The following is a 25,520-nucleotide window of genomic DNA, read 5'->3' on the forward strand; positions in this document are numbered from 1 at the left end:
ACATCGCATGCTATACTAGTTTTCCGAACTATAAAATTTCTTAGGAGAAAAGCAACGGTTAGGGAGAAGGGAAAACATGGCAAACCCAGAGCATCTTGCCCTCCTCACCACAGGGCATGGAAAAAGCCGCAGCGATAAAGAATGGTACGAAATATGGTACCAATGGAAAGACCAGCACCCAGACACCATTCTCGATCTGCGAAACGCAGATTTGGCCGATATCGAGCTCCACTGGATCAATCTCTCGAAGGCTATTCTTGAAAATGCCAACCTGGAAGGGGCTACTTTGGAAGCAGTCACCCTCCAGGGAGCGAATCTCCAAGAAGCGAATCTCCAAGGGGCTGACCTCCTATGGGCAAACCTTTCAGAGGCCAATCTCCACAGAGCCCGTCTCAGTAAAGCCTTTTTCCTCCTCGCCGATCTCTCAGGAGCCAATCTTTCAGCGGCCAACTTAGAAGGGGCAAACCTTCAAAGTGCTAACCTCCAGGGGGCTAACCTCCAAGAAGCGAATCTCCAGGGAGCGAATCTCCAAGGGGCCAATCTCCAGGATGCACTACTTGAACAAGCGATCCTCAAAAACACCAGTTTACAAGAATCCGAGCGAGAAAGCCCTGCTCATTGATGGCAATCATAGTGCAACGCAAGAAAGTGCGCGAGGTTCCGCTGAATGCAACGGCCCGCTTGGCCTTACACCACTATTTGGAGGCTCTGCCGCCAGAAGAGCAGTACCATTTCCCTTCGAAAAAACGCACCGCGCCTTCACAGAGCGAGCACTGGGGCACGTAATCGCGAAGTATGCGATGTATGCACAGGTTATCGACCTCAGCCCTCATAATCTTTGCCACCACGTTGGTTATCGAATGGCCGAGGTCGTTCCTGTCTCAATAATGTAAAACTAACTATAGCCCTTACACCGACTCGCCCAGATCATGGGCCATGACTCGCTGGATACTACGATGCTCTCTGTGCGTGGGAGCAAGCAGGATCTCCAGCAGGATGTGGAGAAAATCGCTTGGAGATCATACGGGTATTCTACTCCTATGCACATGAAGACGAACGCCTGCGGAGAAAACTTGAGACTCATCTTGGTCTCTTGCAACAACAAGGTCTCATCGTTGGCTGGCATGACCGAAATATCAGCGCGGGAACAGAATGGGCGCAAGAAATCAGTGACCATCTCAACACCGCTCAAATTATCCTCTTGCTTGTCAGTGCATCTTTTCTGGCATCCAAGTATTGCTATAGTCGCGAAATGATGCAAGCCTTAGAGAGGCATGAAAACGGGAGTGCTCGTGTTATTCCGATCATTTTACGTCCCGTAGATTGGAAAGATGCTCCCTTTGGCAAGCTCCAGGTCCTTCCAACCGGAGCAATACCAATAACTGGACGGGGGTGGCACAACAGTGATGACCACGTTTGAGGATTGACGCCTGGGTGGAAGGGCACACAAAAGGAGCCACGACATTCATCGTGGCTCCCAAATGGCAATTGGTTGCGTTTGATTGGCATTGATGGCGCGCGCGAAGCCGCTCATGGGCAGCATATGAGGAGAAGAGAGGAGGCATGAGACCACAGAACGGTCCCGCACGCAGCGCAGCGTCCGCCCTCTCCTGGCTCATTCTTACCAATTATTCAGGCCCTGGCACCTCCTCCATTGCAAGAGCACACGTTGTGCAGGAGTATCAATGGTGGAGCAAGAGGCGAAAAACGTGAGCGCAATAACCACATGGCAAGCGATACATCGAGGAGGGAACACTTCCATATGGCGAAAAATTTCCCGCAATGATCTGATGGGTTCTTCAGGCCAGCGTCTGAAAGTGCACACATATCAAGACCTGACGCTCCTTTTCGTGCCCATTGGGGTGTGCACGCAACCAGTCAATAGTCGTGTTGGTTTCGCTGCTCAAGAAGGCATCCGTATGCTCATCATATCGTCGCTCGGCCCGTAATCGTTCCCTTTTCCTCTATGGTGCCTGACTCGCGCGTCGTACGGAGCAATTCTTCGCGCACAATTGGCACATGAGGCGGTGCCTCCACTCCGAGTTTGACGCGTTCGCCTTCAATGGCGAGCACAGAGAGATGGATAGTGTCACCAATCACAATGCGCTCCCCTACTTTTCTTCGTAGTATAAGCATACCGATATCGTCCTTTCCTTTGATCTCATCCAAGGTGCCTTCTTGCTATATGAGTTCCTCAACCGTGATTTCAGGCGGGATCTCAGATACATCAACCCCTTCCCAGAAGAGGTCCTTCATCATCTCACCCACAGCAGCGAGTAAGTGCTGCTGCGCAGTCTTGCGCTTCTGCTCAAACGCATGGCTTTCTCTATAGCGTGCAAACTGGGTAAACACGGAGGCGAGAGGATGATGTTCGCTGAATTGAATGAGGTAGATTTGAAATTTGAGCTGGCCCTGTGTATCAGGAAGTACCACGCGAAGCTGAGGGGTAGTATGGGCAAGACTCAAATGATAGAGCGCCTCATCCTCCTCAGCATACCGAAGGATCGTCATCTCTGGTTCATCAAGAGAGCGCTCAGATCGCTGGTGGTGCCCAGGCATCTGCTCTCTTTCGATGGATTGCGCTTTGTCTTCCATTTCTACACCAAGCGAGCGTAAGAACTGCACAAATTCGTCGCTATCTGGATTCATACGCTATGCGCATGTGCTCTCACTTAAGACAAAAGCACATGCTCCTCCTTCCCTGGATACAAAGTATTGCTCACATTCTCGTTATTTTCACACTATCCACACGTCCGCATACCGTTTTGCCCTGTTGCCATCGTTTATGTGAGAGCAGCAGACCCATGTTCTTCTGGAACTTGCGCTCGTTGCAGACGAGATGTGGATTGGGCCGTGTCTGACGCCCTGGTGCTTAACGGCATCATGACGTAGTGATACTGTGTGGAGGCAAGGGCCGGGGTGATTTCAATGGGGCGGAGGGGGCTCACCACCTCTAACGCCATCTCTGGCATATCGAGTACAGCAAGTACATCCGCCAGATACCTGGTGTTCAAACAAATCTCGTGCTGATCGTCGCCAGAGATGGTCGCAGGAATGACACTCACATTCGTGCCCAACTCCTCAGCCGTGGCCTGCAATGTCACAGTATTTGGTTCTCCTTCCTGAGTCTCCTGTCCACGCAGCGTCACACGTACCAGATTGCCCCCATCTCTGGCAAACGGCTCTACTTCCTTGACCGCTGCGGCAAGCGCCTGTCACTCCATGACAGCTCGTGTCCTCCACACTTTGGGCAACACGGCCTGATAATTGGCATAGGTCCCTTCAAGCAATGGTGCAAAGAAATCCAGAGACGGCGTATGGAATCGCACTAGATTCCGGCGGGGAGTCACACCTATTTCCACGGTTCCCTCTTTGGGCAAGATGCGAGCAAGTTGCTCCATGACGCGTGCAGGGATAAGGAGTTCTTCGATCAGGTGCTCGGCGACTGGCAGGTTGCGCACTGCCAGGCGAAATGAATCCGCAGCCACACAGGTCAGCTGTCCATGCTTTTCCGTCAGGTACATCCCGGTGAAGATGGGGCGACTCGTGTCCTGGGTTGCGGCAAAGGATACCTGCTCGATCATCTCTTTGAGCTGATTTGCCTCCAAGACTATGATCTCTTGCTCATCGTCAAAGGCCGGCATTACAGGAAATTGCGAAGGATCCGTCCCATTGATGTCCGCACTCGACCGCCCACAGCTGATATGGCATGCATAAGTGCCTTCTTGCAGAGCAAGTGAGACAGGATTTGTCTGCAGGCTCCCAATATAGTCCGTCAGGAGCTTGGCAGGGAACGCAATAGATCCGTGTGCTTCAATGGTGGCTGCAAGCCGATACACAATACTCACCCCCTCTCCATTGGAGGCAGACACCTGAAGCAGTTCACCATCGGTGGCCACATGGACATTTTGCCAGCACCGGAAGCGTGCTCCGACGTGGAAACGCATGACCAACCGTGACCAGCGCACGTGCAAGCTCTTGTTGAGCACAGGTAATCTTCATAGAAATCTCTCTTCCTTTCTTCGACTCAGACCTCTCTGGAGCAAGCTGGTGCAAGGGAGGGCAACCAGCACACTTGCTTCTCTCCCTTGCCAGAACGTATGCTCGCTCCGATCTGAGCACCACTGGCCGATAGGAGCATGAACTAACGATTCAAGAGACTCTCGGGCAATGGATCATTCGAGATAACATCGATGAATGCACGGATCCGAGCACTCATGCTCATGATCCGTGCAATGGTTGAGAGGGGGACGTCACGGTGGGGAAAGTACTCCTCCTTTGGCAGGCGCAGCATATCTCGTATGGCTTGATCGCGTTCTGGATAGAGATCAAGGTACACCTGTAGCACATCTTCTAGATCGACGAGCCTCCCCCGTAACGACCGCCAGTTCTTACAGCGGGGTTCAATAAAGATTGAGCTACATGGCAGGCAAGCTTGTGTCACTCTCCTGGAAATGTGGTGATGGGTAAAGTAAACCAGAACGTGGCTCCCTGACCAGGAACACTCTGCACCCCAACGCTCCCCTGATGTCGTTCAATGAACTCCCGGCACAAATAGAGGGCCAATCCGAAACTCAGACCCAGTTCATGCTGGACGGCGCTGCCTTTGGCGCGATAGAAGCGTTCCCAGATATGATCGAGCTCTTCTCTCGCAATGCCCGATCCCTCGTTATGAACCGAGACACGGGCGAGCGCATCCGCAATCTGTAACTGCACTACCACGGGCTGTCCTGGGGAAGAAAAGGTGAGTGCATTCGTTAAGTAGGTGGTGAGCACGTACGTGATCCGCTCAGCGTCAGCGAGGATGGGCACGTCTTGTTCCAAAGGCGGAACATCCAGCACGATGGGGTGCTCTGGCGCAGATTGTTGCTGCCTGGCCACCACCTCTCTGAGCAGGGTGCCCAGATCCTCCGGGTTCAAAGAGAGGGTGAGCGTATGGGTCTGGATACGCGCATCATCGATCACGTCATTGATCATCCGTTGCTGAAGCCGGGCGCTCTGCGAAGCTGAGACTAAGGGTTGCTGAACAGAGGTCAGTGGGTCGCGGATCTGGGTTGACAGAGGCGGGAACTGATTCTTTAAGGCTTTCAAGCGGCGCTGTGCCAATTGCAGATTGCCTATGATCCCGGTCAGTGGGGTGCGCAATTCATGCGTGGCCAGGGTCAGAAAGTCGCCAGCCAGGCGATGCACTTCGCGCTGGACGAGTGCTCTCTTCTGTTGCTCTCCTTGGGCGGAGAGACCGTGGATGCCCTCAAGGAGCAGCATGGTCTGCGCGGTGACGGCGTTCACAAGCGCAATCTCCTCTGGCATGTACTCCCCCTTAGAAGTCGCTGTGATGATGGTCAATATCCCAACCCACTGCTGCTCCAGAAACAGAGGAACGAACAGGAGGGTCTCGGAGCCAGAAGACGCGGGGTGAAGAGGCGCCGGAAAAGGCAGTTGTTTCCCGAGACGTTCAATGGTGTGCAACTGATCCCTCGCAAGCACGACCTCCTGGTTGGCAGCCAGACGGGCGAAGGCCGCGTCGCCAATCCATTCTGAGAGATTGAAGCGTCCCCCAATGTCTCGCCAGTACTGTTCTCGTTCAGCGGTATAGCCACTTCCCACGACAAAATACAGATGACCTGTTCGATGGCCGCACGCGAGCATGTTCACCCGGCGACCATCCAGGACAGACCGGATGACATCTACCACCTGCTGGGCTACGAAGAGCACCGGAGGCGAGAGAAGGAAGGTTTCTTCTGGCAAGAGGTGATTCATCTGTTCGGGCATCTGCTCGATCGCGGCAATCAACTTCAACATCGCCTCGTGGGCACGTTGGAGGTGGGAGACTTCCTGACGGCAATGTGTGAACTCCTGGATGACAGAGACGGTTTCTTCCACGTTGCGCTCTTGATCCCTCGCGGAAAAGGAACGAACCGAAACGGAGATCGTGCGCCCGGAAGGGAGATGTAGCAGCAGCGCCTGTGCTGGCGAACAGGCTCCTGTTATCCCGGCAAGAGCGAAGTTCATCAGCCATTGCTCTGAGGGAGCGCATGGTGGCTGCTCATCAGAGCGGATGTAAGATGTGAGAAATTGCTGGTAGTCTCTTCCTTGACATTGGGCTTCGGAACCCACTTCAAAGAGCTTGCGCGCCGTGGCATTGATCCGTAGAATCTTCTGGTTACGATCATACGCAATGAGGCCCTCTGGGAAAGACTCCCAGATGGCTTCCACCTGGTTGAGTCGCTTGTGTGTTCCCCTCAAAGGGCGGGCATGAGGAACGGATTCCCCTGCAGGTGTCCTCCCCTGTTGCTGGTTGCGTTGTGTGACATGGTGTGAGCTTTTATCCACCACAGAGCTCCTTTCAGAAATGCACCATCGCTCTGCAAGCTGAGAAAAAGAACCTTATTTAAGGTTATTGTATGCGTCATAGAAAAGAGATTAACATAATACCAATGTCATTTTAATCTCTTCCTTAGGCTCTAGAATCTCTGCGATTCGCTTCTCAGTAAAGGCTGCAAAAAGAAGGAGCTTTAATACACCGCCGATAGATTGTGGAACCACATACAGCTACCGGTGGTATTCACAGTCTCTCAACCAGGGTTAAAACAAGTTTCTTGAAGAGTGGACAAGTCTCCCTTTCCGTTGACATCTGTTGCTCTTGCGTTCTTCCCTCGTTTCTGCGAGAATTGTTCCTCGTACGGTGAGTGACACCGGAATGTACGCCTGTGGAGATCCTGTACGACCTGGTAGATCCAGGCAGGTTGTTCGTTGAAGCAGGAACCGAACGCCAGATATGGCTTGTCCCTCTTTGGGGAAGTTTCGGATAACGGATCCTTATCATATCCGCGCCAGAAGACCGCTGGGCTTCACCCATGGGGATGAATGGCGCGTTCCTCTGTTAGGTAGAGAGGGTGTTGCATATGGTTGCTTGTTTCCACTGTTTCTGCTAGACTGTCACGTATGAAACAAACACACGCCTATAAATACAGGTGTTTCCCGACGGACGAGCAGAAGCACACACTTGCTCGCACCTTTGGCTGTGTTCGTTACATGTATAATTGGGCGCTGCGCAAGAAGACCGATGCCTTCTCCAACGAGCACCAACGCCTCTCCTACAAAGACCTTTCTGCCATGCTCCCTCAGGTGAAAAAGCAAGAAGCGTCTGCCTGGCTCTCCGAGGTGTCAAGCGTCCCTTTACAGCAAGCCCTTCGCCACCTCGACAAAGCCTTCCTCAACTTTTTCCAGGGGCGCGCCAAATATCCTCGGTTCAAAAAGAAGCGCCACCGCCAATCGGCGACCTATACCGCCAATGCCTTCACCTGGCGCAATGGATCCCTCACCCTTGCCAAGATGAAGGACCCTCTTGACATTCGTTGGTCTCGACCGCTGCCCGATGGTGCTATCCCTTCGAGCGTCACCATCACCAAAGACCGTGCGAATCGATACTTTCTCAGCATTTTGGTGGAAGAGGAGATGGTTCATCTGCCATCCAATGAGCAGGTGATCGGGGCTGACCTGGGTTTGACGTCCTTTGTGGTCCTCTCTGATGGCGAAATTGTGGGCAACCCCAGGTTCTTTCACAAGGATGAACAGAAGCTTGCCAAAGCCCAACGCCACCATGCCAGGAAGCAGAAAGGCTCCAAGAACCGAGAAAAGGCCCGTCTGAAAGTGGCTCGTCTGCATGCCCGTATCGCTGACCGCCGCCGTGATTTTCTCGTGCGCCACCTCGGCGCTCGCTTAATTTCTCTCAAAGAGAGAAGGGGTTGTGAGCAGATAACCTCTAGGACAACACCTAACCTGATGAGGAAACTCAAAGGGGACAATAGCATGGCTGTAAAGTGAGATAGCTGGAAGATATGTATAGCTAGTCTTGCAAGTCCTGTACGCATGGTGAAGCTACGAATGCTGAACCCCAGTTCCACATGGTGAATCACGCGCCCATCGCAGCATATCTGAAGCGATGATACCGTAATACACATCAGTGCAGAAAGGATGTGGAAAGCTCACTACGGTAAATGGCCTGTAATGAACAGGCGCAAGGAACAAACGGGCACCTACACGTACTCAACGTTAAACGAGCGTAAAAGTGGGATGGCCTAAAAGGCGAGGGCCTCACGGCTACGGAACCCCCATAGTACTCTGAGCATAGGAAAGCTATGTACACGGGGAAGGGGCAGTCCTCGAAAGAGAACCAGAGTGCTCCCTCTGACAAAGGAGCACAGGGTAGGTGTCACAGAGGCACTAGAGCGGGAAAGGGGCGTGAGATGCGCGAAACCCACACCGTTCTAGGACTTATTCAAGAACGCGGCAGAAAATGGTTGTCTGTCGGACATGCCACGAAGATATCACTTATGGACGCCCCATGAGACGACAAAAATCTCAAACAGGTTTCATGAACGAATCCAAGAAACATGTCAAGTCAAGTTCTTGAAAATGCGGCACTGGAGAGCCGAATGCTCGGAAACGGGCCTGTTCGGTTCGGAGAGGGGTGGTCGAAAAAGGGCTGAAACCAGTACCTCGTTGGCCGCCTACTCTACCACAAGCTCTCGACCCGACTCATACGCGAGAACCAAGTGGTCTGTGTTGAATCGTTGGCTGTGAAGAACATGCTCAAGAATGGCAAGCTCAGCAAGGCGATCAGCGATGTGGGCTGGAGTGAGTTTGTGACCCAACTCGGCTACAAAGCGGACTGGTATGGGCGAACGCTGGTCAAGATTGACACGTGGTATCCATCCAGCAAGCGCTGCTTCGCGTGTGGGCATGTGCTCGACGCCTTACCGCTTGAGATTCGTCGCTGGGACTGCCCTGAGTGTGGGGTGCACCATGACCGTGATCTCAATGCGGCCAAGAACATTGTGGCGGCTGGGCAAGCCGTCCTGGCCTGTGGAGAGGCCGTAAGACCTGAGCGAGTTCCGTCTCGTTCGGGCAAGCCTCAGCGAAGCAGGAAACCCAACAAGTGATTGTTGGAATCCCCTGCCCTTCCAGGCATGGGGAGCATGTCAATCCTTAATACGACGAAGAACGGTAGCCGGCACTGGTGCCGCATGGAAGGACGTGGTAGCCGCGCCAAAGTGCGTCGGCAGTATACGCGCAAGCGTCACGCCTCTACCCAGGACGCAAACAATCTGCTATAATTCCAAATTGACAAGAATTCATCCGCCTCGTTGCTACACGTCTGAGGTTCGCTCTACGGACGCAGATCTCCGTGTATTCTGCCAACGCTGGCAGGATGATGGGCAGATGCTCAGGAAGTGGCGTGCCGAGGCTTGAACATAGGAGTGACCGATGCCCTTCGATCCCAATAAGGAGCTCGATCTCCACTTGGAAGGAAGGAAAATACTCACACCTTCTGGGCTCCAGCAGGTGTGGAATCTCCTCCCGGTGAAGGATGTACAAGCACGCAAGCCGCACATCACCCTCGAATCCGACCCGGCGCGACCTCTGCGCCTCGTCTGGCGCGACGACGATGGCGAATGGTACCGCTACACCGGGCCCAAGAAGCGGAACTGAGCAAAGGGGGAGCTGCTTTCGGGCTGCTCCCCCGCTCGCCCCCCACCATCTAGTTCTCGCTCGGATTCTTGTAAGAGGATTATAGCTAGGCACTAAGCCAGCTTTCCGATGACCGTTTGTTTTAACATTCAGGCGTGGGAGGACCACTCTCAACATTCAGGGAGGACTGGTACGCCGGTCCTGTACCTCCTGCTGCGAAACCTGTGGAATGGGTCCAACACGGCGTATCAACAAGCTGCTGCCACTGATCGTATTGATACGCTGTGTTCTCGTCTGCTGGGGTGTTCCAGCAATACCAATACTTCATATTGCCAACGTCACTTGAATACGAGCCGCACTCATTGTAGTTGTATTCGGTTATTCTTACCGTCTTTATGCTAGTGGCCGCTCCTGTTCCCTTTGTACTTGCGGCTGACACTGGTACCGTTGTGCCAATCATTGCACCAACCGCGAACAGCAATGTCACCACTTTAGTCAGTATGACGAGATGAGCGTTCATTTTAATGACAGGATGCCTCACCGTATTCTCCTTTCCTATTTTCCTTACTATGTGTGATAATCCCGTATTGTATGTGAAGAGGCTCTGCTAAAGATCTTCTTATGATATAAGCACAACAAAAACCTTTTCCCTCACCCATCCCTCATTAATAATAACAAAACAAATAAATATAGATGACCCCATAGAAACCTGTCAAAGTTCCTGATTACGTGAAGAGGACTGTACTTGCCGCACAATAGAAACAAAATGCTCGATCAACGGATTCCTCTCGTCTACTCGCCAGGCCAATGCAATATGCAGTGGTTCAATATCGACAATGGGACGCCAGGCAAGATCAGGTCGCGCATAATACGAAGACATGGAGGCAGGGGCAAAACAGATTGCTCGTCCAGCAGCGACCTGCTCAAGCATCTCCTCAGCATTTTCATTGGTTGGCCCCCACACTGGTTCTCTCCCATCCGGTCGCGGATTGACTGCCCACCAATCAACCCAGGCTTTCGGCGCGCTCCTGGTCCACATCAGCGGCTCATCTGCCAGCTCCATAATTCGCAACTGAGAACGCGCCGCAAGAGGATGAGCGAGAGGCAGAGCCACAAAACGGGATTCACTGGCGATGACCTCTGTATGCAGTCCTTCAATCTGAGCAGGGAGCCAGACATACGCGACATCGACGATACCTCTGCGCAAAGCATCGACCTCCGCACCCCAATCAAATCGCTTGGGAATGATCTTGACATCGGGGTATTCCTGGGCCATGCGCGCCTGTACTGCCGCTCCAATCGGGCCAGCTCCGGTGGCCTCAAATCCCACGCGAAGCATTCCTGCGAGTTTGGCATGATATTGTTCAGCCACGACATGGATCTGCTTGGCCTGTGCAAGGGTACGCCGTGCCTCAATCAAAACGGCATCACCTGCCTCTGTCAGCGAGACATGCCGACGATCACGTTCAAATAACGCAACACCAAGCTCCTGCTCCAGTGCTTTGATCGCATAACTCAGCGATGGCTGAGCAACAGCAAGCCGTGTAGCAGCTCGACTGAAGTGCAGTTCTTCAGCCAGCACAACAAAATAATGGAGAACGCGTAATTCCATCAGCCATCTTTCTCCCACATCGCTTTTGCCTGAGACTCTCTCTGTGTGATAGAGGCATTCTATCACGTAAGAGAAAACATGTCTTGGACAATCAGAACAGGCTAAAGTATCCTGAGAAGCAAGAAACAAGAACCATACCTTCCTCCACTTCAATGAATTGGCATCATGTTTATCAACACTGAGGAGTAGATAATGCAATATACACGCTTAGGAAATACTGGACTGGTCGTTTCCCGACTGGCCTTTGGATGTATGACCTTCGGATCGGGAGAAGGGGCCCTGGGGTCCGTGTATAAAGTCGATCAAGACAGTGCAAACAACCTGGTCGCCCAGGCACTTGATGCTGGCGTCAACTTTTTCAATACTGCCGATGCCTATGCCAATGGGCAGTCAGAAAAAATGCTGGGACGGGCATTAGGGAAGCGCCGCCAGGAAGTTGTCATTGCCACAAAGGTGGGCAATCGCATGAGTGAAGCACTCATTGATCAAGGACTCTCGCGACAGCACATCATCACAGCGGTACAGGCCAGCTTACAACGGCTAGGAACTGATTATATCGACGTCTATCTTGTCCACCGACTCGATCCTTACACGCCTCTTGAGGAGACGCTTGAAACCCTCAACGATATTGTCCGGCAAGGGATGGTACGCTACATCGGCTTCTCGAACTGGCCTACATGGCTTGCAGCCAAGGCGGTAGGACTCCAACGTGAACATGGATGGGCACCATTTCGCGCAGCTGAGATGTACTATTCTCTTCTGGGGCGCGATCTTGAGTATGAGATGATTCCCTTTGCCCAGGATGCAGGAATCGGTATCCAGGTTTGGAGTCCACTGGCCGGAGGGTTTCTCAGCGGCAAATATACCCAAGACAACCCTGGAGGTAATGGTGGAAGACTTAGTGGCTTTGATCTTATCCCATTTGATCGTGACCATGGCTATACGGTCGTTGAGATGCTACGCGCTATGGGCGCAAAGCATGAGGTCTCACCAGCTCAGATGGCTTTAGCCTGGTTACTCGCTCAATCATCCGTGACCTCTGTTTTGGTTGGAGCGAGCAAAAGCAAGCAACTTGATGAAAATCTCGGGGCGACAGAGCTTCATCTGAACGCTGAGGAATTAGCTGATCTTGGCCGCTTGACCATGCCACAAGCAATCTATCCACACTGGTTCAATCAGGCGATTTATGATACACAAATCCGTGATGCGCTCATCACCCCTGTGACGCACAACAGTTGATTCGTCTCTACGAAGACAATGGAGCGCATATGGAAGGGGCGCAAGAAATATTCTCCTCCATATGCACCCCATAGTCTTTTCCTTCTCTACCGCTTACTCCTCGTCCACCTACTGCATGGCTGTGTTTGGCAGCCAGCCTCCCCTTACCTCCCCTTGCCCTTCCCCCTGTGCTGCCACTCTTCACTTGGTACACTTGCTCTCAAGAAAAAAGTGTCATAGCGTATCCTTTGCACACTAGCGCCACGAGAGGTAAAAACTATGGGGCAACGACAACTCATCATTGAGCAAGCCTCTCGCTACAGAAAGAGGCTTCCCTTTCAGGTACGTGTCCATGTTGATGATCAGACACCAATCGGATCATGGGTGATGACACTGGCAGGACACCTACACTATCCTCCGGTTGACTCCTTTGGCGCTCCCATCATTTACCGATTGCGGTGCGTCTCGCGCAAGGGCCTCCTGCTGACGTCAGGCCGCTTTGCCGATGTCGAGTTTCCTTCTGGGAGCCATTTTGTCCTGGAACCGGAGACCTACCACACAGAAGAGATGCCCGCTGCCACGCTTGACCAGCACCACTCCACACCTCAGGCAGACTCCACCTTGCGGCTTTCTCGACGGTGGATCATGAGAAGTTGTATGCTTGCAGGCGTGAGCCTGTTTGGGCTGGGCTCGGGGGTAACAACCGCCTTTGCCCAACGCCTCCTAACGCAAAAGGTCAGCCTTCCAACTCACAAGCAGCTAACACCAGCCCCCTTTGGCATTTCCGCCCAGGCTATCTTCACCCAGCATCAACAGACTGTTAAAGCGCTCACCTGGTCTCCTGATGAGCAGATGCTCGCCAGCGGAGGCAATGATCACCTCACGCTGGTCTGGCAACTGGATGGCACGCTCCTGCGCACCCATATGCTTGATGCACATGTACGCGCCCTTGCCTGGTCACCCGATGGCCTTCAGCTTGTAGCAGGAGCCAGCACGACAGTTACCTTCTTTGACGCGCATACAGGCACGCAACTCGCCAGGGATACTGAGCACCATACGGATGTGGTGACTGCGCTTGGATGGGTGCAAGGGCCATCGGGGCTCTTGCATATCGTCTCCGCCGGGGCAGATAAGAAAGCGATTGTCTGGAATGGGCGCTCTCATCAACCAGAAAGAACCTTTCGACGGCATACTGCGGCGATTGAAGCACTCGCGACGCTACAGGACACGGTCGTGACCGCATCGCAGGGTGGGGTCGCTCGGGTCTGGAATGCGACGAGTGAGCAAGAGATCCATGGATATTACTTTGATACCCTGCAAACCCTCAGAGCGGTCGCCTTCTCGTCTGGAGGCACTCTTGCAACGGGAAGTATGGATGGCTTGCTTCTGCCTGCCAGCACTCAAGGAGCGCACTGGTCTACCCACTGGCATCAACGCGAAAACCGTCCAGGACCGCAGATCTGGTCCCTCACCTGGGAGATGGCGCTCATGCAACTGGCAACCTTCATTGGCATGCCCATTCTTGCCATCGCCGATGGAGCGAAAAAATGGAATGTGGCTCTGGGTGGAACAATACAAGAGGTGCCAGCCAGCGCATCGCCTCCAGAACCCACGACACCAGAGAACTGGGAGCGTCATATGATCCGTGTCCGCAGTCAAATCCGCCTGGCTTCCTATCTTCAACCAGCCGTACGGGCACAGGAGGGCGAACCAGAGCCGTGGAAGTTGTCCTTTATGCCCCATCAAGCAATAGAGACTGTGGCACCGCCTGTGCGCAGTCCAATGCAGCCTCAATCACCGCCTTCGAGCGCACTGATGCCACCTTCGGACTGGGCATACTCGGTCGCCTGGACTGGGGGCTAGATCAGACATACGGGAGAGGACTCTTTGAGGTCTTTGTGCAGGCTTGCCACGCCTTTGAGCAGGCACGGCAGCAAGATAGAGCGTGGGAAGCTGCACGCGATACGATCTGTGCGGCCATCGATGAGCAGGTAACCCACAATCATCCTCTCTTATTAGCCCCTCATGTCCGCCCGCAGCAACGGTCGCACGAACGGCATCCATCAGCCCAACACAACGCCGCTACGCATGCCTCGACAATCCTTGCTTCAGTCCCACATGACATAGCAAGGCTTCAAGAACGCTTTTATGTGCGTCCACACCCACCGTCGAAAGAGGAGTTGAATAAAATTCGCAGGCAACGCTTAAAACTAGCATCCAGATAAGGATCAGACACAAAGCAGGTCAGCGCGGAGGTTGCCCTCATGCCAGCACAGTGTTTCGTTTGGTTGTAGGCTGACATTATCGGCTTGCAGAAAAAGAAGGCAGGTATGCTCAATGTATGTCACCCAGATTCCCGTCACCATGCTCTCTGGCTTCGCCCCTCCACAAAGGCAATCAGCACGCTCTCTCTGGTTTGCCGGTTGGTCGCGCAGACACATGCGTCTCTGGAGCTATGGAGCCTTCCTCTGCATGAGCCTGCTCTCAGCCTCATTTTTCCCCTTTGCCAAGCCTGTACTTGATCGGATGAACAGCTCCATCTTTGTGGCCATCCAAATGGCCTGGCTTGTACCTCCTGCCCTGCTCCTCTGGTCACGACGCCACATAACGCGCATAGTCATCCTGCGTGGCATGGCGCTTGGCAGTTGTATGGGAGTTGGGCTTCTCTGCCTGACGCTGGCTATGGCTTTCACCAGTATTACGGAAACCGCCCTGTTCTCCTGCATGAATGGCATTCTTGTGGTGCTTGTCTCCTGGCTGGTATTTCGCCAACGTGTACAGCGCCTGACCTGGTGCGCCTGCCTCTTTTCGATAGCAGGCATCCTTCTCCTACTCTCTATCTCAGAGATGCATTGGCAAGGAGACCTGCTTGCCTTCTTTGGAGGACTCCTGCTCACAGGCTACTCATTTCTCGTCGAAAAGTGTTGCCTACCATCTCCAGACAGGCACCCACTCTCCCGGCGAGCGGTGTTAGGCATCGAGTGCCTGACCATGGCTGGAGAGATGCTTCTGTACGCGCTACTCTTTGGGAACTGGCAATCGCTCCAGTTCGTCTATCCTTCCGATCTGTTCACCTTCACCTATATCAGCCTGGTCACCACATTTGCCCCCATGGTAACCATGATCGTCATGAGACACTACGTCAATGGAGTGACGCTCACGTTTCTTTCCACCATAGAGCCTATTGCCGGAGCAATCGTGGCGTTTTTCTTTGTTCACGAACGCTTTCCACCCCTGGCCTATCTCGGAGCCGCATTCGCCGTAGGAAGTACGCTCCTACAAGCGCTTGCCAGTCGTGTCGACAGATCATCTCTACCTACCCCTCGTACTGTTTCGCCGCAAGCGCCTTTTCATACTCTCCACACACAGACAAGAGGGCAATTTCACCTCAGGAGACCATTCCCAATGGGAAGACGCGCTCATCTCGTGCTCACCTCCCTCTGGTCAACACCTCATGGGGCGGACTTTGTCACCCTCCAACACGCCACTGGCATACCTTGTGGATGCCTTCATCGCCTGCTCTCCTCCCTACAAAAGCGAGGATATATCATGCGCTCTCGCAATTCACCCAAACCAAGTCGCTACAAGCTTCATCCCACGTACATAGGAAAACAGCCCAAAAATCCTAGGAGATCTCGAAAAGCAAGCACTTGGAGGTTATTGCTGTCAAATAGGGGTAGTATAAAGGTTCCTGTCACCAGGCCCAAAGGGGCTTATGGCAAGTCGACTTGAAAGTGCCTATTTCTGTTGGAGATGGCACTATTCAGCTTTGAAAAGCCGCTGATCCTGGAAGTTAGCCACTTGAAACCAGTAAAAAGTGCCCAAGTTCCGAAACCATTATGCAAAGCGGAACTTTTCATGCTCCTACTTTGGGCCTGGTGACAGGAACCTTCATACTACCCCTGGTTGAAAAAAGGAGACGAGGTGAATGTCTCGTCTCCTCCCTTTATAGCTCATACCAGTCTACTGTCTTCTTCCTTTGGACGGTGAATGTGGGAAAAGGGCCAATAAACCTCTATTTATCAGCGATGCTTGCCACATGTTCCTCATTGAGGCCAAGCAAGGACCTGGGTGCGAAGTCTGCGAACCATGGCCAGAAAGGCACACCTTTGCTCACTTCCCACGTTTCGTGATCCCAGTCCGCTACCTGTGGGTCATGTCGCTCATCGAGACAATCCAGATTAAACACATACGTATTGCCAAAACTATCAGGCGCAAAGGCAACGAATTGATCCGGCAAGAGGCCCAGGTTTCGCGCATGAAACCGATCGAGGAGGTAGGTATCCTTCTTGTCTATCCAACTCAGATGCCGGTGAATTCGATGGGGAGGATCAATGTTGTGCCCACCTGCCCCGTCCAGTCCACCGTGGATCGCATACACCTCGCGGAGGGCCAGAGGCAAGCGAAAATGTGGGAGATGTTCTAAGCCGTCGTTGTCAGGATCGCGGGGGGATAGCCCAGTAGGAGGCAGAGGTCCCCCTGGTTGAGCCATTCTGCGAGATGATGGATGCTGGTGTCGGCCGGAACTCTGGGTTCAACACGATACTTCCTCAGTTCATAGGATGTAAAGGGCACGAGATGAAAATAGCCAAGAGAGTACTCGCCAGTTGCTTGATGTTTGAAGAGAGCCAGTCCACAGGTGTACTCGCACAAAAGCGCAACAAAACGCGGCGCGTACCGTGCAACCGATGCCCAGATGCGTGCGATGGCAGTCTGCACCTCTTCTCCAGCGCTGATGTGCCAAGGGTTCTCCTCATCCCAGAAAAGCGCGTGAGTGCTTCCCTTGAACATGATTCCTTGCACGCTATATGAGGAGGCATCACCCCAAAATTTCATGTTTAGCTCCTTTTTAAGGACAGCATCTATCGCTGCTTCACGCTGGGTCGCGAGGAGCGCCAAGGCCACGCTGTTGATGTGATGATACCGTAGGTTGTCATAGCCTTCTCTCGTTTGTAAGGCTTCGTACTTTTCCAGAAGTGTAACCACGGCTGCGTCATCGGCATCGCTAGCGAGGCGAGCCAGAGCGGCGGTGAAATGCTCACCTTCATCTTCTAAGAGCGTAAGAGCCTGTTCGCGTCCTGGCAAGGTCAACGGTTCAACGGGCTGGAAAGTGGTTGGTGGAAGCGCTGGAGGAGAAGAAATGGGGCCAGGTGCATTGGTAACGACTTCAGAGGGGATTGCGCGAAACGGAATAGCATCATAGGCATAGCCTCTTGGCTGAGCGAGGTGCTTTATATGCTTTTCACAGCGCTCTAAAAGCTCTAGCCCGGAATTACGATAGCCATACTCTTGACCATGCTCCTCAGGCGTTTCGGGTTGGGGCTCCTGCCCCTCGCTCTTTTCTTCTTCTGATGAAGCATCATCCCCGAAAATCGCTTTCAAGAGTTTTTCTTCAGGGGTAGGTTCATTGTTATAGGAGCGATATTCTGTCCATGAAGACCATTCGGTCTGCCATTTCTTGACCTTTTGAGCATGGGTCAGACCTCCAAATGCTTGCTCCAACAACTGGCCTTGTCGCTCGGCTTCGGTGGCTATTTCAGCTTCGATGTGGGCTTTGATATCTATGGAGGCAGCATAGAGATCGGATAATTCATCAATGGGCCAGAGTTTTTTCTCCGCCTGTTGTTGCCACCATTCATAGTACCGCTGCCAATATCCTCGTCGTGAAACTGCACGCGCGACTGCTCTCAGGTAATCTTCGTCAGGTAGGCGGCGCTCGGGCAACATCAAACTGATGTCATCAAAATCGCAGAGTTTCCTGTTCTCTTTATCTTCTTCTGTTTCATCTCCTTCTTCCAGCTCTATCAGGCATTTCTGCCATACGGAAAATGCACTGATAACCTTGCCAATTTGCCCTTGATCTCTTGCCTGCCCATAAACGGCTTCGTGAAGAAAAACGAGGTCACCGGTATGAAAAGGGCCTTCCGTTGTTGGGTTGATCTGATCCAGTGTGATCACCTGTTCAGGAGCCAGCTCAACGGCTTCCCGCTGAAACCAGTCATGGACTTCCACCACCACTTTGGTATCGGTGGTGGATATGATCTGTGCTTTCTTCCCCTCATACGACTGCCATTGGGCATTCAGAATAAGGACCATCGTACCTATCTTGAGGTTGTGCATGAAAAGATGCCTTCCAATCTTTCTTCCAATACTCTTTTCTTCCAGAAGATCTCTACCATGAGTTCAAGAGTTCCACCATGTACAATTAATTATTCTCTTTTTTCTGGGAGAGAGAAGAAATGGGTGAGTACATTTGGGGGGAGGGAAAGTAACTCTGACGAGATCTTCATGCAAACCTCAAGATGGAGTGATACCATTTTTTTCGTGCGATTTTTCCCGCTAAGGCTCTCCCAGGCACAAAGTGACCCCCATCATTCCTCCTGCTAAGCCAACTCTGAACCTTCTTCACGGAACTCACGTTTGTTGATGTAGGTGTTGAGGGCAAGGTGGTTGGGATAGCCAAACAGTTTGGCAATCTTGCGCACGGAGAGTCCTAACTTGAGGAGATCCTTGGTCCGTTCCAAATCTGCGTCGAACTTACTTTTCTGAATGGTGCCTTTTGGTTTTCCCAAGCATTAATACTCAGGGGCCATATGCAGAAGTTTCCTCTTTGCCTTTTTTCTGTAAGAATAGAGCGGAAGAGAATTTCTGTAATTTTTCCACCTTGCCATATTTCAGCGAGAGGAGTATGTGATCCTTTTTTATATAGAACGATCACAAAACATGTTTTATGAATGTTTCCATGCTTGTGACACAGGTTCACGAGGTCGCATGGCCTCAATGGCAACGCGCTGTTCTGAACGTGCTCTCACAACTCTCAACACACGAATACGAGTGGTTGATCAACGAATTGCTTCGGCTCGGTGATTATGCTCCGAAGAAGCGCCCTCATTTGCATCTTCTGGCAGCGGCCTGTCTGGATACCATGGGCGGTTCCGCCCTCGCTTCACCCTCTGGAAACCAACCATCTCCCACTCTGGTTCGAGCGGTCGAGAAACGATTGGGCAAACTGGTTCCGCCGCACAATGCGAAAGCTGCCCAGGAGCTAGCAAATGTGGGAACGCTGGCAGTCAAACCACTTGAGCAGCAATTGTCCTTGCCTACGCTCTCAAAGAGAACGCGGTTTGCCTGTCTTCAGGCATTAGTGCTCATAAACAATGATGATGCCCTGGATGTGCTAAATACCTATATACAGACAGCGCCTCAGCCTGACGGTGAGGCCTGCCTCAAGCTCTGGTCATCGGCGATTGATCCTGAGCGATTCGCCGAAAGGGTCCTGGCTCCGCTCTTTCAACGCGAAGGCCGAACCGAGCTGATTATCTGTCGAGGCAAAGCGCGGTGGAGCGATGAGGTGCAATTGAAGTCGCTACGGGGCCTGCAACATCTGATGACGCTGAAAAAATTAATTATGAATCAGTGTGAACACCTCAACGATATCAGCCAACTGGCAACCTTGACCGAACTAGAGGAACTGACTCTTGAGAACTGCGGCAAAATTACCAGTGTGGCCTCGCTGGCTGGCCTGACAAAGCTCCGTAAGCTCAATCTTACAAATTGCAAACGGTTGCGTAACCTTGTCGGGCTCTCTGACAAACCTGCTCTGGAAACACTGTATGCCGCCCATTGCGAAAGATTAGAGAATCTCACGCCGCTTACCGGTTTGCCGGCACTCAAGTGGCTTAACCTGCACAATTGCAGAAAGTTGCAAGATATCAGCAGCCTTGCCCACCTGACGCAACTTCAACATCTCGACCTCGATTATTGTGCTGCATTGCAGGATATCAGCAGTCTTGCTTCCCTGACGCAGTTACGGACCCTTGATCTAGATCATTGCACAGCATTACAAGACATCAGTAGTCTTGCCTCCCTGACCCAACTGTATGATCTTCACATGAATGGCCTTGATCAGGTACACGATATCAGTAGCCTTGCTTGTCTCTCGCAATTGGAACTGCTTCAGCTAGACTGTTCTTCTTTGGATGATATCAGTCCTCTAAGTGCATTACAGAACCTTCGCACATTATGGCTCACAAACACAAGATCAGCTTCAGAGCAGGAGTTGACATGCCTTGCACAGCTTCCTCATCTCACCTATCTCTGGCTTTGTGGTTCCTTTCCACTCCCTCCACTTCCGATAAGTCTTAAAGAGCTCCATATCGAAGGGAAAGACGGTGACACCTATACTCCTGATCTAACGCGTCTTTCCGGCCATCCCAATCTTTGTCGCCTCAACATCAAGAACGTTCATGGGCTTACTGATGTGACCGGGGTGGCGGATCTTCCCCAACTGTGCGAATTCAAGCTGTGGGGAAGTACCAGCCTTACGAGCTTGCAGGGCCTGGCACATCTTCCGTCGCTTCAACAGGTAGACATTGTCGACTGCTCAACGCTTCGGGATATCCAGGCACTATCCCATCTGGACAGCGTACAAGAGTTCAGCGTGTGGTCATGTCCAGAATTGCAAGACATTAGCCCTCTCAGCTATTTAACAGACTTAAGAAAATTAGAAATACATTACTGCGATTCAATACAAGACCTCACCCCTTTAAGCAAGAGCGTCAACTTGCAAGAAGTATCGTTCGTTGGCCATCACATGGCAACGATAGATCTCAGTCCGCTCGCGACACTCCCCGTACGAGACAGACTAAAAATCAGATACCAATAAAGCTTCCTCGACCAAGGGCAGGCAATATGTCTTCACCAACCATCCTCTCAACCGCCACAATCATAGATGAGAGGATGGTACTTTACTGTAGAAATTGTAGAAAAACATGATAATACAAATAAAATCATCTATGATCCTCTATGACATGCTCACAAAACAGGTATACCCGAAACAGAGAAGCAGTATCACTGGCAGAAGTATTTTTTGTAAGTACATTTGGAGTAAAAGAGTATGCATAAACGACTCATTCGTTGGATTTCACCACTGTTTATTTTGGCTGTCATCGTCGTCGCAGTGGTCATCGGTTCAGTTATGGTCACAGTCACTCACGCTGCTGGAGTAAACGCTTCAAGTTATGCAACAGAGCAACAAGCACAACCAGGACATATTCATCCAAATTCGTACTGGCTCCCATAGCAACGATCTCATGCAGAGCTTCATGCTTCTAATCAACATTACCGTTGTAGGTTTGAGTATTAAAGGCGTAATACCTGCATAAAAACACTTTATTGTGCGTTCAACAACAATCTTTCTAACCAGATACGTACTTCTTGAGCACTTCCATGCCCCATATTTTCCAAACCCTTAGCACATTGTTCTCCTAATGCTACGGCCTTATGTACATCTCCTCGTAGTGCTGCTACACGAGCTTGGCCGTAATAAACTAATAATCTGAGCTCTTTATCTCCTCCAGGAATGTTCATCAGCATTTCATCGAAGGTTATATGCGCCTCATGAATTTCACCCTTTTTCAATTGCACGTTGCCATAGTCGTAAAGCACTTTAGCTATAATCTGAGGTCTGCCAATTTCACGAGATAAGGATAGAGCATTGTGCAAATACGTCTCAGCCTGTGATATGTGATTTTGTGCTATGGATGTCTCTCCAAGGTTCAGCAAAAGGATGCTTTGCCATTCACGATGCCCAATACAGCGTGCAACTGTAAGCCCCTCCTGGAAATAGGTTTCGGCTTGAACATAGCGCCCAAGCTCCATCTCAGAAGCTCCCAGATTCGCTAGTAAAGCGCTGATACGTTGACTATGACCAATACGACGCGCCAACTCTAAACCCTCCTGAAAATACAGAGCAGCCTCAATCTTGATTTCCCTGCTGTCCAGCATTGAAACCAAGATTGAGGAGTAAATTTATTGCTAACTGCTCTTGCCCAACTAGCTTGCTCGCAAGCTCAAGACCTTCCTGCAAGTATGCTTCAGCTTGGGCATAGTTTCCACCCAGCGCCTATCAGAAGGAAAACCGTCATACCACCTTATCGTGATGCTCGCTATCCTCATTGTAGCAAGTATTCTCCTGCTTCCTCTGATTTTCCTCTCAACACCATCACCATCGCACACGGGAGAGTCAACAATCACTGGCAGCCTCGCATTTAGCAGTAGCAGACAGGTCACAAACTAGGCAATGCTTGCGGGAAAGAGATGAACACCGAAGAGATCATGCAGCAGTTGACTGGCACATGCATAGGGAACGACCTGACCAGCGGCCAGATACGTCGCGACGGTCTGAATGTCTGTTCCATATTGCGCCGGTGCCTGTACCTCCTTCGCTGCAACTACATAGCCCATCTAAACAGTTACTTTGGTAACGCATCAGGTGCCAGACGCTCGACTCCCTCCATAAGCGTCAGCAAGACATTCTCGGCCATCTGTTCTGAGGGTATGGTGGCTGGCTCCAGGCTCCATTGAAGCGCCGCGCCCACAATGGCCCAACTCATGGTTTGTGCGATTGTTTCCATTGGTACTGTCCCTCGGACCTCTTCTCGTCTCTTTTGTTTCAGCCACATCAAGAGAAGCCCTGCTACTGCTTCCTGGAAGAAGCGTTCGATCAATGGGTCAATAGCCCCTAATGGGTGACATTGGCGCTGTACATCCCTGAAGTGTTCCAGTAAGAGCCGAATGAAGCGTTGCAAGGTTTTTTTGTCCCATTGGGACACGGGAGGAAGCGGGCTTATCAGGTTCTGAAATACTTCCTCGTGGAGAAGCGACTCCAACAGCGCATATTTATCCACAAAGTGGGCATAAAAGGTTCCCCGACTGACATTGGCTCGCTCGGCAATCTCCTGGATGCTCGTGGCCTTAAAACCCTTTTCTTGCATAACATCAAGAGAAGCCTGCTGTAACAACTGACGTGTGCGCTGGACACGCCGATCTTCACTTCTAGAGGAGATCGCCATTGTTCATACTGCCTTTCTCTGTTCATCTCTCTTCACGTAGGCAAGCGTTCGTTCGCCGTTTTGGCGAACGAGGATTCACCGAGTGTCATCTCTTCCTGACAGTTTCCCTTTTGTGTTCAGTATCTTACAAAAAGGCTTGATTGCTCATTGATTGTCATACGCTTCCACTCTAGCATTATAGACAACGGTCGTGACGTCAAGCAACCGATAGACGATGCTCAACACCATTTGAGAAGTGTATTGAGGGAGAAAACATGAGTACAAGAACCAGTGAAACGATGAAAGCTATACAAGTCTATACCGAGGGAGATCCAGAGGTCTTAGTGTACGAGGATGTGCCGCGCCCTACAGCAGGGCCGGGCGAAGTTCTGATTCGTGTCTATGCCGCAGGCGTCAACCCAGCCGACTGGCGTGCGCGCGCGGGCTTCCCCGACGTTCCAGAGAAATTCCGACACGCCATTCCTCCAATTCCTCGGCCCAGCATACCGGGTTTTGATGTATCGGGTATTGTCGAGGCTGTCGGGCCGGGTGTCACCGAGTTTCGTGAAGGCGATGCTGTCTATGGCATGGTGCGTTTCCCACATGGGGGCAAGAGTTATGCGGAATATACTAGAGCCCCTGTAACAGACCTGGCCCGCAAACCGGTGACCTTAGATCATCTCCAAGCGGCAGCGGTCCCTATGGCAGCCCTGACAGCCTGGCAGATGCTCTACCTGGATCTGGAGGCGAGCCAGACGGTCCTGATCAATGGAGCAGCTGGTGGAGTTGGTCACTTCGCAGTTCAACTGGCGAAATTGAAAGGTGCGCGTGTCATTGGCGTGGCATCGGGGCGCCACGCAGCATTTTTGCGTGAACTGGGCGTCGATCAATTCATTGATTATACTGTCACCCCTATTGAACAGGTTATCCACGATATCGATGTTGTCTTTGACACAGTAGGCGGCGAGAATAATCGCCTGCTTTCCATACTCAAGCGTGGTGGCAGATTTGTACCAATTAATATCGGCAATTATTCCACTGAACACGCCGCCCTCGCGGGTATCACCATTGGGACAAGCCATCATCAAGCGCTGCAATCCAGTAGTGTACAACTGGCCGAAATTGGCAAACTGATCGATACTGGACAAGTACATGTGGTTATTGATACGGTTGTGCCTCTGGCAGAGGCACGCAAAGCCCACGAGCGCGGTGAAGCTGGCCATATACATGGAAAAATTGTCCTACGCGTGGTGGAAGAAGGTCGCTGCTCACGTCCACCTGCCTATCCCCTGGCATAGCCGTCATGACCGGTGATAGCAATATGTCCCAAAACAGTCTTTTGCACCTCGATCAGGATTGGGAGATATAAAAGGCTGCACAATTGAGGAGTTTCGTCATACCTGGAAGTGGCGGAGCAACGGTTGGCGAAAGCCTCTGGCTCAGCCTGCAATGGCAACAACTTGCCAGCATCCCGCTCCATGCGAGTACGACCTAGCACCAAACATGTTGATATGACGCATGCTCAGAGAGAGGGCCGGCCTTTTTCTTGAAAATGAAGGCCAGCCCCCCTCTCTGTTGCTTAGACTGATGAGTTGGTTGCAATCACTGAAAGCCCTTGTGGATCGAGGGCATAGGTATTGACCAACCACCCTGTCCCTCCCATCGGTGCGTTGGCCCCCTGATCCTGAAGAGGCACACGAACCAGGAGCACCACCATATGGTGCAGGCGCGATTGACCGGATGCGGGATCTTGATCCAGGCGCTCGGTGCGTTTCCCGCTTGCAGGATCAATCGTTGATTGGAGCAAGGCAAAGGATACATTGACCCAGGCGAATTGCCGTTGTTTCCCCTGGACTGACGCTGTCTGAAATTGCACCAGGGTGGAATGCGCATTCACGACTTGTTGAATGATCTTGCCAGCCCGTATCTTCTCATAGAGCACATTGTTGATCACACGCACATCATTGTTGGCGAAGCGAACCTGCCCCCCTGGCGTCAGAAGGAACGTGGAGCCAGTCTGCGTTCCACTGTGATTGGTGGGAGTGCCAATATGCGGTAATCATAACTCATCTCCCTATCGGTAAATGTGGCCCCTGTTCGCAGCGCTTCCATGGCGTCACCCAGAGAGAGACCAGCCTGGGTCCATCCTAACTTTGCAAGCACCTGGGGCGGGCACAACCTGTTCTTGAGGACTGCTGCTTGTAGAATCTTCTGATGCCACGGACGATACCTCGTTTCTTTCGCATATATGGAGCTCTACATGAAGCATTGAGGAAAGGCGCTTTGGATGTGTGTTGGTATATTTCCTGGCTCCTTCACACATTCCCAAAGAAGAGTCTAGCAAGTAGCCGTGGAGAGCTGATGGGGGGAGAAGAGGAGCGATG

The 25,520-nt window shown here is 52.0% G+C and carries 28 protein-coding genes and 2 pseudogenes; 15 read left to right on the forward strand and 15 right to left on the reverse strand.

Annotation, left to right across the window (positions count from 1 at the left end):
• Positions 1-76 precede the first annotated feature (76 nt).
• The 4 genes from K3T82_RS28225 to K3T82_RS28240 all read left to right on the forward strand — a co-directional run bounded on the left by K3T82_RS28225 (position 77) and on the right by K3T82_RS28240 (position 1,713).
• Positions 77-622 (forward strand): pentapeptide repeat-containing protein, encoded by a 546-nt coding sequence (locus K3T82_RS28225; protein WP_220196868.1) that lies wholly within the window; start codon positions 77-79, stop codon positions 620-622.
• Entirely contained in the window at positions 622-786 is a 165-nt protein-coding gene (locus tag K3T82_RS28230; protein WP_220196869.1) for a hypothetical protein, read from the forward strand. Before K3T82_RS28225 ends, K3T82_RS28230 begins: the two co-directional genes overlap by 1 nt.
• 226 nt (positions 787-1,012) lie before the next feature.
• Entirely contained in the window at positions 1,013-1,420 is a 408-nt protein-coding gene (locus K3T82_RS28235; RefSeq protein ID WP_220196870.1) for a toll/interleukin-1 receptor domain-containing protein, read from the forward strand.
• 143 nt (positions 1,421-1,563) lie between these two features.
• Complete coding sequence (locus K3T82_RS28240; protein WP_220196871.1) at positions 1,564-1,713, forward strand: hypothetical protein; 150 nt, start codon at positions 1,564-1,566, stop codon at positions 1,711-1,713.
• A gap of 213 nt (positions 1,714-1,926) precedes the next feature.
• Here the strand turns inward: K3T82_RS28240 and K3T82_RS28245 are convergent, their stop codons facing one another.
• The 6 genes and pseudogenes from K3T82_RS28245 to K3T82_RS28270 all read right to left on the reverse strand — a co-directional run bounded on the left by K3T82_RS28245 (position 1,927) and on the right by K3T82_RS28270 (position 6,333).
• On the reverse strand, positions 1,927-2,136 hold the full coding sequence (locus K3T82_RS28245; RefSeq protein ID WP_220196872.1) for a carbon storage regulator: 210 nt from the start codon (positions 2,134-2,136) through the stop codon (positions 1,927-1,929).
• A 45-nt stretch (positions 2,137-2,181) separates the two neighbouring features.
• Entirely contained in the window at positions 2,182-2,649 is a 468-nt protein-coding gene (locus K3T82_RS28250) for a hypothetical protein (protein WP_220196873.1), read from the reverse strand.
• Positions 2,650-2,783: 134 nt separating this feature from the next.
• A pseudogene (locus K3T82_RS28255) lies at positions 2,784-3,197 on the reverse strand (hypothetical protein); the annotation flags it as partial.
• A gap of 18 nt (positions 3,198-3,215) precedes the next feature.
• Positions 3,216-3,968, reverse strand: a complete 753-nt coding sequence (locus K3T82_RS28260; protein ID WP_220196874.1) for a DNA polymerase III subunit beta — start codon at positions 3,966-3,968, stop codon at positions 3,216-3,218.
• 176 nt (positions 3,969-4,144) lie between these two features.
• Positions 4,145-4,444: a hypothetical protein gene (locus tag K3T82_RS28265; protein WP_220196875.1), complete on the reverse strand. Its 300-nt coding sequence runs from the start codon at positions 4,442-4,444 to the stop codon at positions 4,145-4,147.
• Complete coding sequence (locus tag K3T82_RS28270) at positions 4,441-6,333, reverse strand: sensor histidine kinase (RefSeq protein ID WP_220196876.1); 1,893 nt, start codon at positions 6,331-6,333, stop codon at positions 4,441-4,443. The genes K3T82_RS28265 and K3T82_RS28270 overlap by 4 nt, the downstream gene beginning before the upstream one ends.
• Before the next feature lie 612 nt (positions 6,334-6,945).
• On the opposite strand from K3T82_RS28270, the gene K3T82_RS28275 reads away from it, so the two are divergent.
• From K3T82_RS28275 to K3T82_RS28290, 4 genes and pseudogenes are all read left to right on the forward strand, one after another.
• A complete protein-coding gene (locus tag K3T82_RS28275) occupies positions 6,946-7,827 on the forward strand; it encodes an RNA-guided endonuclease InsQ/TnpB family protein (RefSeq protein WP_236031620.1) in 882 nt (293 codons plus the stop codon).
• A 695-nt stretch (positions 7,828-8,522) separates the two neighbouring features.
• Positions 8,523-8,945, forward strand: a pseudogene (locus K3T82_RS28280) (RNA-guided endonuclease TnpB family protein); the annotation flags it as partial.
• 36 nt (positions 8,946-8,981) lie between these two features.
• On the forward strand, positions 8,982-9,119 hold the full coding sequence (locus K3T82_RS28285; protein WP_220196877.1) for a CGNR zinc finger domain-containing protein: 138 nt from the start codon (positions 8,982-8,984) through the stop codon (positions 9,117-9,119).
• Positions 9,120-9,306: 187 nt separating this feature from the next.
• On the forward strand, positions 9,307-9,495 hold the full coding sequence (locus K3T82_RS28290; RefSeq protein WP_220196878.1) for a hypothetical protein: 189 nt from the start codon (positions 9,307-9,309) through the stop codon (positions 9,493-9,495).
• A 121-nt stretch (positions 9,496-9,616) separates the two neighbouring features.
• Here K3T82_RS28290 and K3T82_RS28295 read toward each other — a convergent pair whose 3' ends face one another.
• Both K3T82_RS28295 and K3T82_RS28300 read right to left on the reverse strand, forming a co-directional pair.
• A complete protein-coding gene (locus K3T82_RS28295; RefSeq protein ID WP_220196879.1) occupies positions 9,617-10,015 on the reverse strand; it encodes a hypothetical protein in 399 nt (132 codons plus the stop codon).
• A gap of 171 nt (positions 10,016-10,186) precedes the next feature.
• Positions 10,187-11,086, reverse strand: coding sequence for a LysR family transcriptional regulator (locus K3T82_RS28300; protein ID WP_220196880.1), 900 nt, complete (start codon positions 11,084-11,086; stop codon positions 10,187-10,189).
• 192 nt (positions 11,087-11,278) lie between these two features.
• On the opposite strand from K3T82_RS28300, the gene K3T82_RS28305 reads away from it, so the two are divergent.
• The 4 genes from K3T82_RS28305 (at position 11,279) to K3T82_RS28320 (ending at position 16,036) form a co-directional block, all read left to right on the forward strand.
• Positions 11,279-12,325, forward strand: coding sequence for an aldo/keto reductase (locus tag K3T82_RS28305; RefSeq protein WP_220196881.1), 1,047 nt, complete (start codon positions 11,279-11,281; stop codon positions 12,323-12,325).
• A 258-nt stretch (positions 12,326-12,583) separates the two neighbouring features.
• A complete protein-coding gene (locus K3T82_RS28310) occupies positions 12,584-14,167 on the forward strand; it encodes a WD40 domain-containing protein (protein ID WP_220196882.1) in 1,584 nt (527 codons plus the stop codon).
• Positions 14,168-14,202: 35 nt separating this feature from the next.
• The gene (locus K3T82_RS28315) at positions 14,203-14,529 is read left to right on the forward strand and encodes a hypothetical protein (RefSeq protein WP_220196883.1); all 327 of its coding nucleotides are present in this window, start codon (positions 14,203-14,205) and stop codon (positions 14,527-14,529) included.
• Between the two features lie 112 nt (positions 14,530-14,641).
• The gene (locus tag K3T82_RS28320; RefSeq protein WP_220196884.1) at positions 14,642-16,036 is read left to right on the forward strand and encodes a DMT family transporter; all 1,395 of its coding nucleotides are present in this window, start codon (positions 14,642-14,644) and stop codon (positions 16,034-16,036) included.
• Positions 16,037-16,319: 283 nt separating this feature from the next.
• Here the strand turns inward: K3T82_RS28320 and K3T82_RS28325 are convergent, their stop codons facing one another.
• The 3 genes from K3T82_RS28325 to K3T82_RS28335 all read right to left on the reverse strand — a co-directional run bounded on the left by K3T82_RS28325 (position 16,320) and on the right by K3T82_RS28335 (position 18,876).
• Positions 16,320-16,796, reverse strand: coding sequence for an SMI1/KNR4 family protein (locus tag K3T82_RS28325; protein ID WP_220196885.1), 477 nt, complete (start codon positions 16,794-16,796; stop codon positions 16,320-16,322).
• Entirely contained in the window at positions 16,727-18,424 is a 1,698-nt protein-coding gene (locus K3T82_RS28330) for a hypothetical protein (protein WP_220196886.1), read from the reverse strand. The genes K3T82_RS28325 and K3T82_RS28330 overlap by 70 nt, the downstream gene beginning before the upstream one ends.
• 263 nt (positions 18,425-18,687) lie before the next feature.
• A complete protein-coding gene (locus K3T82_RS28335; protein WP_236031622.1) occupies positions 18,688-18,876 on the reverse strand; it encodes a hypothetical protein in 189 nt (62 codons plus the stop codon).
• A 170-nt stretch (positions 18,877-19,046) separates the two neighbouring features.
• On the opposite strand from K3T82_RS28335, the gene K3T82_RS28340 reads away from it, so the two are divergent.
• On the forward strand, positions 19,047-20,969 hold the full coding sequence (locus K3T82_RS28340; protein ID WP_220196887.1) for a leucine-rich repeat domain-containing protein: 1,923 nt from the start codon (positions 19,047-19,049) through the stop codon (positions 20,967-20,969).
• Positions 20,970-21,200: 231 nt separating this feature from the next.
• On the forward strand, positions 21,201-21,386 hold the full coding sequence (locus K3T82_RS28345; protein WP_220196888.1) for a hypothetical protein: 186 nt from the start codon (positions 21,201-21,203) through the stop codon (positions 21,384-21,386).
• An 89-nt stretch (positions 21,387-21,475) separates the two neighbouring features.
• On the opposite strand, the gene K3T82_RS28350 is transcribed toward K3T82_RS28345, so the two are convergent.
• The 3 genes from K3T82_RS28350 to K3T82_RS28360 all read right to left on the reverse strand — a co-directional run bounded on the left by K3T82_RS28350 (position 21,476) and on the right by K3T82_RS28360 (position 23,157).
• The gene (locus K3T82_RS28350; protein ID WP_220196889.1) at positions 21,476-22,030 is read right to left on the reverse strand and encodes a tetratricopeptide repeat protein; all 555 of its coding nucleotides are present in this window, start codon (positions 22,028-22,030) and stop codon (positions 21,476-21,478) included.
• Between the two features lie 348 nt (positions 22,031-22,378).
• Complete coding sequence (locus K3T82_RS28355; protein WP_220196890.1) at positions 22,379-22,549, reverse strand: hypothetical protein; 171 nt, start codon at positions 22,547-22,549, stop codon at positions 22,379-22,381.
• A gap of 8 nt (positions 22,550-22,557) precedes the next feature.
• The gene (locus K3T82_RS28360) at positions 22,558-23,157 is read right to left on the reverse strand and encodes a TetR/AcrR family transcriptional regulator (protein ID WP_220196891.1); all 600 of its coding nucleotides are present in this window, start codon (positions 23,155-23,157) and stop codon (positions 22,558-22,560) included.
• Between the two features lie 254 nt (positions 23,158-23,411).
• On the opposite strand from K3T82_RS28360, the gene K3T82_RS28365 reads away from it, so the two are divergent.
• The gene (locus K3T82_RS28365; RefSeq protein ID WP_220196892.1) at positions 23,412-24,434 is read left to right on the forward strand and encodes an NADP-dependent oxidoreductase; all 1,023 of its coding nucleotides are present in this window, start codon (positions 23,412-23,414) and stop codon (positions 24,432-24,434) included.
• A 281-nt stretch (positions 24,435-24,715) separates the two neighbouring features.
• Here K3T82_RS28365 and K3T82_RS28370 read toward each other — a convergent pair whose 3' ends face one another.
• Entirely contained in the window at positions 24,716-25,090 is a 375-nt protein-coding gene (locus tag K3T82_RS28370; protein ID WP_220196893.1) for a hypothetical protein, read from the reverse strand.
• Between the last annotated feature and the right edge of the window lie 430 nt (positions 25,091-25,520).

This window comes from Ktedonospora formicarum, from assembly GCF_016587355.1.
Classification (GTDB): domain Bacteria; phylum Chloroflexota; class Ktedonobacteria; order Ktedonobacterales; family Ktedonobacteraceae; genus Ktedonobacter; species Ktedonobacter formicarum.

Bases quoted from the DNA above. Each gene is read 5' to 3' on its own strand.
- K3T82_RS28225 (WP_220196868.1), top strand. From the start codon at position 77: ATGGCAAACCCAGAGCATCTTGCCCTCCTCACCACAGGGCATGGAAAA.
- K3T82_RS28230 (WP_220196869.1), top strand. From the start codon at position 622: ATGGCAATCATAGTGCAACGCAAGAAAGTGCGCGAGGTTCCGCTGAAT.
- K3T82_RS28240 (WP_220196871.1), top strand. From the start codon at position 1,564: ATGAGACCACAGAACGGTCCCGCACGCAGCGCAGCGTCCGCCCTCTCC.
- K3T82_RS28245 (WP_220196872.1), bottom strand. From the start codon at position 2,136: ATGCTTATACTACGAAGAAAAGTAGGGGAGCGCATTGTGATTGGTGAC.
- K3T82_RS28250 (WP_220196873.1), bottom strand. From the start codon at position 2,649: ATGAATCCAGATAGCGACGAATTTGTGCAGTTCTTACGCTCGCTTGGT.
- K3T82_RS28275 (WP_236031620.1), top strand. From the start codon at position 6,946: ATGAAACAAACACACGCCTATAAATACAGGTGTTTCCCGACGGACGAG.
- K3T82_RS28285 (WP_220196877.1), top strand. From the start codon at position 8,982: ATGTCAATCCTTAATACGACGAAGAACGGTAGCCGGCACTGGTGCCGC.
- K3T82_RS28300 (WP_220196880.1), bottom strand. From the start codon at position 11,086: ATGGAATTACGCGTTCTCCATTATTTTGTTGTGCTGGCTGAAGAACTG.
- K3T82_RS28305 (WP_220196881.1), top strand. From the start codon at position 11,279: ATGCAATATACACGCTTAGGAAATACTGGACTGGTCGTTTCCCGACTG.
- K3T82_RS28310 (WP_220196882.1), top strand. From the start codon at position 12,584: ATGGGGCAACGACAACTCATCATTGAGCAAGCCTCTCGCTACAGAAAG.
- K3T82_RS28320 (WP_220196884.1), top strand. From the start codon at position 14,642: ATGTATGTCACCCAGATTCCCGTCACCATGCTCTCTGGCTTCGCCCCT.
- K3T82_RS28325 (WP_220196885.1), bottom strand. From the start codon at position 16,796: ATGGCTCAACCAGGGGGACCTCTGCCTCCTACTGGGCTATCCCCCCGC.
- K3T82_RS28330 (WP_220196886.1), bottom strand. From the start codon at position 18,424: ATGCACAACCTCAAGATAGGTACGATGGTCCTTATTCTGAATGCCCAA.
- K3T82_RS28340 (WP_220196887.1), top strand. From the start codon at position 19,047: ATGCTTGTGACACAGGTTCACGAGGTCGCATGGCCTCAATGGCAACGC.
- K3T82_RS28345 (WP_220196888.1), top strand. From the start codon at position 21,201: ATGCATAAACGACTCATTCGTTGGATTTCACCACTGTTTATTTTGGCT.
- K3T82_RS28355 (WP_220196890.1), bottom strand. From the start codon at position 22,549: ATGGGCTATGTAGTTGCAGCGAAGGAGGTACAGGCACCGGCGCAATAT.
- K3T82_RS28360 (WP_220196891.1), bottom strand. From the start codon at position 23,157: ATGGCGATCTCCTCTAGAAGTGAAGATCGGCGTGTCCAGCGCACACGT.
- K3T82_RS28365 (WP_220196892.1), top strand. From the start codon at position 23,412: ATGAGTACAAGAACCAGTGAAACGATGAAAGCTATACAAGTCTATACC.